The organism is Rhizobacter sp. P1_G5 (genome assembly GCF_056405435.1).
Genome location: NZ_JBFUCB010000228.1, coordinates 1 through 8,703, shown reverse-complemented (window position 1 = coordinate 8,703; position 8,703 = coordinate 1). Strand labels below are relative to the sequence as shown.

At 72.0% G+C, this 8,703-nt stretch carries 8 protein-coding genes and 1 pseudogene; 7 read left to right on the top strand and 2 right to left on the bottom strand.

The window, feature by feature from the left end; translation table 11 throughout:
• Nucleotides 1–118: pseudogene (locus AC1D12_RS16790) on the bottom strand (hydantoinase/oxoprolinase family protein); the annotation flags it as partial.
• A complete protein-coding gene (locus AC1D12_RS16785; RefSeq protein ID WP_477841657.1) occupies nucleotides 105–1,070 on the bottom strand; it encodes an ATP-grasp domain-containing protein in 966 nt (321 codons plus the stop codon). The gene AC1D12_RS16785 and the pseudogene AC1D12_RS16790, both read right to left, overlap by 14 nt.
• 22 nt (nucleotides 1,071–1,092) lie before the next feature.
• Between AC1D12_RS16785 and AC1D12_RS16780 the strand changes: the two genes are divergently transcribed.
• The 7 genes from AC1D12_RS16780 to pabB form a co-directional block, all read left to right on the top strand.
• A complete protein-coding gene (locus AC1D12_RS16780) occupies nucleotides 1,093–1,794 on the top strand; it encodes a HisA/HisF-related TIM barrel protein (protein ID WP_477828781.1) in 702 nt (233 codons plus the stop codon).
• Nucleotides 1,795–1,989: 195 nt separating this feature from the next.
• Nucleotides 1,990–3,267 carry a molybdopterin-binding domain-containing protein gene (locus tag AC1D12_RS16775; protein ID WP_477841655.1) on the top strand — a complete coding sequence of 426 codons (1,278 nt, stop codon included), beginning with the start codon at nucleotides 1,990–1,992 and terminating at the stop codon, nucleotides 3,265–3,267.
• The gene (locus AC1D12_RS16770; RefSeq protein ID WP_477841653.1) at nucleotides 3,264–4,946 is read left to right on the top strand and encodes a formylmethanofuran dehydrogenase subunit A; all 1,683 of its coding nucleotides are present in this window, start codon (nucleotides 3,264–3,266) and stop codon (nucleotides 4,944–4,946) included. Before AC1D12_RS16775 ends, AC1D12_RS16770 begins: the two co-directional genes overlap by 4 nt.
• Nucleotides 4,943–5,857: a formylmethanofuran--tetrahydromethanopterin N-formyltransferase gene (fhcD, locus tag AC1D12_RS16765; RefSeq protein ID WP_047502258.1), complete on the top strand. Its 915-nt coding sequence runs from the start codon at nucleotides 4,943–4,945 to the stop codon at nucleotides 5,855–5,857. Before AC1D12_RS16770 ends, fhcD begins: the two co-directional genes overlap by 4 nt.
• Nucleotides 5,854–6,663: a formylmethanofuran dehydrogenase subunit C gene (locus AC1D12_RS16760; protein WP_477841652.1), complete on the top strand. Its 810-nt coding sequence runs from the start codon at nucleotides 5,854–5,856 to the stop codon at nucleotides 6,661–6,663. The genes fhcD and AC1D12_RS16760 overlap by 4 nt, the downstream gene beginning before the upstream one ends.
• A 10-nt stretch (nucleotides 6,664–6,673) precedes the next feature.
• A complete protein-coding gene (gene fae, locus AC1D12_RS16755) occupies nucleotides 6,674–7,207 on the top strand; it encodes a formaldehyde-activating enzyme (protein WP_047502252.1) in 534 nt (177 codons plus the stop codon).
• A 104-nt stretch (nucleotides 7,208–7,311) separates the two neighbouring features.
• Nucleotides 7,312–8,703, top strand: a 1,392-nt coding sequence (gene pabB / locus AC1D12_RS16750; RefSeq protein WP_477841649.1) for an aminodeoxychorismate synthase component I, incomplete at its 3' end; no start/stop codon positions are given.

Here is an 8,703-nt window from a genome sequence, read left to right as displayed (position 1 = left end):
GCCACAGCGGGCAGGCCCATTGCGCGACATCGACCACGCGGCCGCGCTGCAGCAGGCAGGCCTTGACGTGCGCGCCGCCGATGTCCCAGCCGACGACGGTGGCGTCATCCATGGGCATGCTCGCGCAGCAGGTCGGCCGCGAGGTTGCGGCCGAGCGCCGCCGACAGGCCCACGTAGGCGCAGGTGACGCGCGGGTTCACCTCGATCAGCACCGGCCCGCAGCGCGGGTGCCACACCACGTCGATGCCGACGAAGCCGCGCAAGCCCGGGATGCCCTTCGCCACCTGCGCGGCCAGCCGCGACAGCGCACGCCCGCGCTCGCTGTCGAGCGCGATCGCGTTCACCTCGACCCCTTCGAACGACAAGGCGCCGTCCGCATCGATGGCAATGTTCTGGCGGTTCACGCTGAGCACCTCGCTGCCCTGCGCCGTGCACAGCATCGACACGCTGAGCGGTTCGCCGTCGACCCAGGGCTCGATGGCCATCGGGCTGCCGGCGGTCGAACGCCGGTCCCAGTCGCTCAGCGCGTCGTCCTGCCAGGTGTGCACCCGGGTCGCGACGCCGCCCGCGCCATCGTCGGGCTTGACCACCCAGCGGTCTACCTCCGGCACGTGTTCGAAGGCGAGCGGCGTCGTCACGCCCTGCCCCGCCAGGTGCTGCAGCGTGGCGCGCTTGCCCGAGGTGAGCGCGATGGCCTGCGCGCTGCACCCCAGCCAGCGCGCGGCACCGACCACCTGCTGCATGCGCGCCAGCAGGCCGCCGGTCTCGGGCGCGACGACCCAGGCCACGTCATGCAAGGCGGCCTGGCGCGCGACGAAATCGAACGGCGATTCGCCGCCCCGCGGCCGCACCGGCTCGGCATTGCCCGGCACGCGCGGTGCCCGCGCGCTGGTGGCCACCGACACCAGCACACCGTCGACCTGCAACAGGTCCTGCGCCAGCGCATCGCGCATCGACAGGCCGAGCGGCAGCAGTTCGGCGGCCGCCGCCTCGTCGTTGACGGTGGCATCGCCGGCCGACGGGATCAGCCCGCCGCCGCTGAGATACTCGTAGACGAAAACCCGTTTCATCGATGCTCCTCGGTTCAACTGCATGACTGTCATTCCCGTCATCGACCTGCTGCAAGGCCAGGTGGTGCGCGCCGTGCGGGGTGAGCGGCAGCACTACCGGCCGATCGACTCGGCGCTGTGCGCCAGCAGCGATCCACGCACCGTGGCGCGCATCCTGTGCGAGCACTGCGCGGCGCAACAGCTGTACGTCGCCGACCTCGATGCCCTGCAGGGCGGTGCGGGCCAGCTCGCCGTCGTGCGGCAACTGCTCGAGGCCTTGCCGGGCATCGAGCTCTGGCTGGACGCCGGCTTCGCCGACGTGTCGCAGGCCCGCGCGCTGGATGCGGCGCTCGGGCCGCTGGCGCAGCGCCTGGTGCCGGTCTTCGGCAGCGAATCGCTGCGCTCGCGCGCGACGCTCGAAGCCTGCTTCACGGCGCCCGGGCGCGGCATCCTGTCGCTCGACCGCCGCGAAGGCGTTCGGCTGGACGCGGCCGGTTGCTGGGAGGCCCCCGAGCTGTGGCCGCCGCGCGTCATCGTGATGACGCTGGAGCGCGTCGGGTCCGGCGCCGGGCCCGACCTGGACACCCTGCGCCAACTGGCCGCGCGCTCACCGCACACCCGGCTGATCGGTGCCGGCGGCATCGCCAGCGCTGCCGATCTGACCCGCGCGGGCGCGGCCGGTGCGTCGGCCTGGCTGGTGGCCAGTGCCCTGCACGACCTCGGGTTGCCCCGAATGCCTGCCTGATCTGAAGCACATGCGTCCATGACGGGAGGACGCATCACGTTTCGTGCCAACCGAAGGCGCTCCCCCGGGGGCCTGCAGCGCCCTCCTCCCGCCAGAACCGAGACAGTGTGTCCCGCTTCTGGCCGCTGCAGCGGCGGCGTCCTCGCCGTTGCCGGGGTGGGCCTCGTGGCACATCGCTTGCGTTGAAACCGGCACATGAGCGACACCTCCGTGACCCCGCGCGCCGCCACCGCACGCTGGACCTGCCCGTTCTGCCTGCTGCTGTGCGACACCGCCACGGTGCAGGTCGACGACGCGGGTGCCCTGATCCTGTCGGACCCCGTGCCGGGCGGCGGCTGCGCCTGCGCCCGCCGCGCGCTGGCGCGGTTCACGGCCCGGYCCTCGACGGCCTCCCCCCGCGTGGACGGCCAGGACTGCTCGCTGGCCGAGGCCATCGCGGCTGCGGCCCGGGTGCTCGCCGCGAGCCGGCAACCGCTGTTCGGCGGCCTGGGCACCGATGTGTCGGGCGCCCGCGCGCTGTACCGCCTGGCCTGCCGGACCGGGGCGATCTGCGACGCGGCCGAGGGCGAGGCGCTGATGACCACGCTGCGCGCGACGCAGGACCGCGGCAGCTTCTTCACGACGCTGGCCGAGGTGCGCACGCGCGCCGACCTGATCGTCTGCGTGGGCGGCACGCCGGTGCGGCAGGCGCCGGAGTTCTTCGATCGCTGCGGCGTCGGCGAGGCGCTCGTGGCGCAGCGGCGGGTGGTGGTGCTCGGCGGCGGCACGGCCGATGGCGCGGTGCTCGACAGCCTGCGCGCGCGTCCGGGCGTCACGGTCGACACGATCCCGCTGCACGGCGACCTGTTCAGCACCGTCGCGCTGCTGTCCGCGCTGGTCGCCGGGCGTGCCGTGCGCGAGGCACCGGCGGCGCTGCAGTCGCTGGCCACGCAGCTGCGGCAGGCGCGCTACGCGGTGTTCGTCGGCGAGACGCGCACGCTGCCGCGCCAGGGCGCGCTGGTCGTCGAAAGCATCCACCGCACCGTCGGCACGCTGAACCAGAGCACCCGTGCCGCGGCGATGTGGCTGGGCGGCGGCAACGGCGCCGGCACGGTGAACCAGGTGTTCACCTGGCTGTCGGGCCTGCCGCTGCGCTCGCGCGCCGGGCCGCTCGGGCTGGAACACGAGCCGCTGTGCTTCGATGCGCAGCGCCTGCTGTCCGACGCCGCGGTCGACAGCCTGCTGTGGGTGTCCAGCTTCGATCCGGACCTGGCCCCGCCGGCGACCGCGCAGCCGACCCTCGTGCTGGGCCACCCCGAACTGGCGCGGGTGCCGGCCGCGGTGTTCATCCCGGTGTCGACGCCGGGCATCGGCTCGCCGGGGCACCTGTTCCGGGCCGACGGCTCGGTGATGCTGCCGTTGTTCGCGGTGCATGACGACGGCCTGCCGACGCTCGCCGGCGTGCTCGACCGCATCGCAGGAGCGCTGGCATGAGCAGCGTGCGCCTGCGCGGCGGCTTGGTCATCGACCCGGCGAACGACGGCCGGCCCCAGGTGCGTGACCTCGGCGTGCGCGACGGCCGCATCGTCGCGCTCGCGCCGCRCGAGGCCGTCGACGACGAGGTCGACGCGAGCGGCTGCGTCGTGATGGCCGGCGGCATCGACATGCACACGCACATCGGCGGCGGCAAGGTCAACCTGTCGCGCCTGCTGCTGCCCGAGCTGCAGCGCCACGGCGCCGACCCGTTCGCACGCTCGACCAACCCGCTGGAACTGGCCTCGTGCGGCGGCTGCACGCCGGGCACGCTGGCCACCGGCTACCGCTACGTCGAGATGGGTTACACCGCGGCCTTCGAGCCGGCGATGATGCCGTCGAACGCACGCCACACGCACATGGAGATGGGCGACACCCCCATCCTCGACCACGGCGCCTACGTGATGCTCGGCAACGACGAGCTGTTCCTGCAGATGCTGGCCGAGCAGCAGGACTTCGAGCGCATCCGCGACTACATGGCATGGACCATCCATGCCACCAAGGCGATGGGCGTGAAGGTGGTCAACCCGGCCGGCATCTCGGCCTTCAAGTTCAACCAGCGCAAGCTCGATGTCGACGAGCACCATGTGCACTGGCAGGTCACGCCGCGCCAGGTGGTGCACACGCTGGCGCGCGCGCTGCGCGAGCTGGGGGTGCCGCACCCGCTGCACATCCACGGCAGCAACCTCGGCGTGGCCGGCAACATCCAGTCGACGCTGGACACCATCGCCGCGCTCGAGGGCCTGCCGGCGCACCTGACGCACGTGCAGTTCCACGCCTACGGCACCGAGGGGGCGAAGAAGTTCTCGTCGGCCGCAGCGCAGCTGGCCGAGGCGGTGAACGCGAACCCGAACGTCAGCATCGACGTCGGCCAGATCATGTTCGGCCAGACCGTCACCGCGTCGGGCGACACGATGCGCCAGCATGCGCAGTCGGGGCTCGCCAGCCCGCGCAAGTGGATCGGTGCCGACATCGAATGCGACGCCGGCTGCGGCGTGGTGCCGTTCCGCTACCGCGAGCAGAGCTATGTGAATGCGCTGCAATGGGCGATCGGGCTGGAGATCTTCCTGCTCGTGAACGACCCGTGGCGCGTCGCGCTGACCACCGACCACCCGAACGGCGGGCCGTTCACCAGCTACCCGCACCTGATCCGGCTGCTGATGGACAAGGGCTTTCGCGACGAGCAGCTGGCGAAACTGCATCCCGACGTGGCGGCGCACAGCGCGCTCGGCTCGATCACGCGCGAGCTGAGCCTGCACGAGGTCGCGATCATGACGCGCGCCGGGCCGGCGAAGCTGCTCGGCCTGCAGGACCGCGGCCACCTCGGCGTGGGCGCCGCGGCCGACATCGCGGTCTACCGCGAGAACGCCGACCGCGAGGCGATGTTCAGCACGCCCGAGCGGGTCTACAAGGACGGCACGCTGGTGGCCCGCGCCGGCCGCATCACCGCGGTGCCGACGGGAGGAACGCACTTCGTCGAGCCCGAGTACGACCGCGGCATCGAGGGCTACCTGCGCAAGCACCTGGCGGCGCGCGGCTCGGTGAACTTCGATGCCGTGGCCATCGACCATGACGAGCTGTGCACCTGCTGCAACGGCGGGCGCCTGCTGCCGACAGCCTGCTTCGAGCATTCAGCATGATCGAGAACGGCGTCCTGATCGACGACAGCTTCGCCGAGGCCTTCCCGATGAAGGCCACGCGCCTCGTGATCACCGCGCACAACCCCACCTGGGCGCGCCACGCCGCGGTGTCGGCCACCGGCTTCGCGACCTCGGTGATCGCCTGCGGTTGCGAGGCCGGCATCGAGCGCGAACTCGACCCCGCCGACACGCCGGATGGCCGGCCCGGCGTCAGCGTGCTGATCTTCTCGATGTCGGGCAAGGAGCTCGCGAAGCAGGTGGAGCGGCGTGTCGGGCAATGCGTGCTGACCTGCCCGACCACCGCGGTGTTCGCCGGCATCGCCGAAGGCGAAGCCATTCCGCTCGGCAAGAACCTGCGCTTCTTCGGCGACGGCTGGCAGATCTCGAAGGTGATCAACGGCGTGCGCTACTGGCGCGTGCCGGTGATGGACGGCGAGTTCGTCGCGCAGGAGACGACGGCCGTCGTCAAGTGCGTGGGCGGCGGCAACCTGCTGCTGATGTGCCGCGACACCGATGCCGCGCTCGCGGTGGCCGAGGCGGCGGTGGCCGCGATGCAGGCGCTGCCCAACGTGATCATGCCGTTCCCGGGCGGCGTGGTGCGTTCGGGCTCGAAGGTCGGCAGCAAGTACGCCACGCTGAGTGCGTCGACCAACGATGCGTTCTGCCCCGGCCTGGCGGGCCTCGCGGCCAGGAGCGAGATCACGCCGCAGACGCGCTGCGTGATGGAGATCGTGATCGACGGCCTGACCGAGGCCGATGTCGGTGCGGCGATGCGCGCCGGCATGCAGGCCGGCATCGCGCTCGGTGCGGCCGGCGGCCTGCTGCGCATCTCGGCCGGCAACTACGGCGGCAAGCTCGGGCCCTTCCACTTCCACCTGCGCAAGCTGCTCGCTGCGCAGGCCACCACATGAGCGGCTGGCGCCTGACGCTGCGGCACGCGCCTGCGCTGCGCGTGGACCTGCGCGGCGTGCTGCCGGCCACCTTGGGCGGCCTGTCGGCGGCGCAGGTCGGGCAGGTTGCCGTGGGGCATGGGGCCTCGCGGGTGCCGCTGGGCGAGTTCTTCACCATCCAGGCCGACGGCGACGACGCGCTGGTGTTCGACGGCGACCTGTCGCGCTTCGACCGCGTCGGCTGGCAGATGGCGGGCGGCCGCCTGACCGTGCACGGCCCGGCCGGCCACTACGCCGGCGGCTGCATGACCGGCGGCGAGCTGCAGGTGCACGGCACGGTCGGCCTGCTGGCGGCCTGCGAGATGGCGGGCGGGCAGCTCACGGTCGATGGCGATGCGGGCGACTTCGCTGCCAGCACGCTGCCCGGCAGCATGGACGGCATGCGCGGCGGCACGCTGCTCGTCAAGGGCAATGCCGGCGAGCGCTTCGGCGACCGCATGCGGCGCGGCACGGCGCTGGTGTTCGGCGATGCGGGCGACTTCCTGGCCTCGCGCATGGTGGCCGGCACCCTCGCGATCGGCGGGCGGGCCGGTGCGCACGCGGGCTACGGCATGCGGCGCGGCAGCGTGGTGTTCGCGGGCGCGGCACCGGACATCGCCCCGACCTTCGTGCCGGCAGGGGCGCAGGCGCCGGTGTTCTGGCAGCTGCTGGCACGCGACCTCGCGCGGCACGGCGGCCCCTTTGCGCGCCTGCCGTCACGCGCCATCGCGCGCCACCTGGGCGACCTGGCGACGGACGGCCGCGGCGAATTGATCCTGACGACCTGAAAGYACCCCCATGACCAAGACCTACCTCTTCCACGCCGGCGAAGCCACCGTGTTCGCGCGCGAAGGCCAGTTCACCGATGCGATGCCCGAGATCCTGATCGGCCGCACCGACGGCCCCGTCGGCCAGGCCTTCGCGAACATGATGGCGCAGAGCAAGGGCCACACCGCGATGTTCGCGATCCGCGCCTGCAACCAGCTGGTGCGGCCGGCGACCATCATCGTGCCGAAGGTCACTCTGAAGGATTTCGCCAACATCGACCTCTATGGCGGCGTGGTGCAGAGCGCGACGGCCGATGCGGTGGTCGACTGCCTGATCGACGGCACGATCCCGAAGGACATCGCCAACGAGTTGTGCATCATCAGCCTGGTGTGGATCGACCCGCGCTGCGCGAAGGACGAGAACCTGGACAAGAAGGACATGTACCGCACCAACCACGAAGCGACGAAACTGGCGATCAGGCGCGCGCTGAACAACGAGCCCTCGGTCGACGAACTGATCGCCAACCGCCACAAGATCAAGCACGACATGGACGACTGGAGTTAGGAGATGGCCCCCCAGTCGCTTCGCTCCTGCCCCCAAGGGGCGCCACCTTCGGCCCGGGAGACCCGGGCTTCGGCGTTGCTTGATGAACTCGGGCCGCGCCCACCATGAGTTGCTTTGCGCTGCTCGACGACTGCCACGCGACACGCGGCAACCCACTCAGCCGGCTGTACACCGGCTTCGAGCGCGAGCACCGCTGTGTCGATCCGGCGCAGCTCGATGCCGTGTGGGCCGCGGTCGACGCCGACCTGCGCGCCGGCCTGCATGCGGTGCTGCTGGCCGACTACGAATGGGGCGCCAAGCTGATGCGGGCCGGGCATGCGCGGCTGCGGCCGGACGATGCGGCGTCGCTGCGGGTGCTGATGTTCCGCGAGCTGGCGCGGCTGTCGAACGACGAGGTCGACGCCTGGCTCGCGGCGCGCAGTGGTGAAGAAGGCAGCAGCGGCGTGATGAACCTGCGCCCGAGCGTCGACAAGCCCGGCTTCACGCGCGCGATCGACCGCATCCACGAGGCGATCCGCAACGGCGAGACCTACCAGGTCAACTTCACCTACCGGCTGCATGGCGAGGCCTGGGGCTCGCCGGTCGACCTGTACCGCCGCCTGCGCGCGCGGCAGCCGGTGGCCTATGGCGCGCTGATCGCGTTGCCCGACGCCGGGACGCCGCATGTGCTGTCGCGCTCGCCCGAGCTGTTCCTGCGCCACGAGGCCGGGCTGCTCACCGCGCGGCCGATGAAGGGCACCGCGCCGCGCATCCGCGCGCCCGAGAGCGACAGCGAGACCGCACGCCTGCTGTCGCTCGACATCAAGAACCGCGCCGAGAACCTGATGATCGTCGACCTGCTGCGCAACGACCTGGGCCGCATCGCGCAGACCGGCTCGGTGAAGGTGCCGTCGCTGTTCGCGATCGAACCGTATGCGACGCTGTTCCAGATGACCTCGACGGTCAACGCGCGGGTGCGGCCCGAGGTCGGCTTCGCCGACCTGCTGCGCGCGGTGTTCCCCTGCGGCTCGATCACCGGCACGCCCAAGCACCACACGATGGAGCTGATCGCCGGGCTGGAAACCACGCCGCGCGGCCTGTACTGCGGCGCCATCGGCTGGGTCGATGCGCCGCAGGGCGAGGCGCGCATCGGCGATTTCTGCCTCAACGTGGCGATCCGCACGCTGACGCTGGGCGCCGAGGCGCGCGGGCTGCGGCCGGCGCGGCTGGGCATCGGTGCCGGCATCGTGCTCGACAGCCGCGCCGACGACGAGTTCGAGGAATGCCTGCTGAAGGCGCGCTTCCTGACCGGGCTGGACCCGGGCTTCCAGCTGTTCGAGACGCTGTGGGCACAGCGCGGCGAGGCGCGCGGGCTCGATGAGCACCTGGCGCGGCTGGCGCACAGCGCACGCGCGCTCGGTTTCGCGTTCGATGGCGAACAGGTGCGCGCGGCGGTGGCCGCCACGCTGGCCGCGCTGCCGGCCGGCACGCCGTCGCGCCTGCGCATTGCGCTGGCG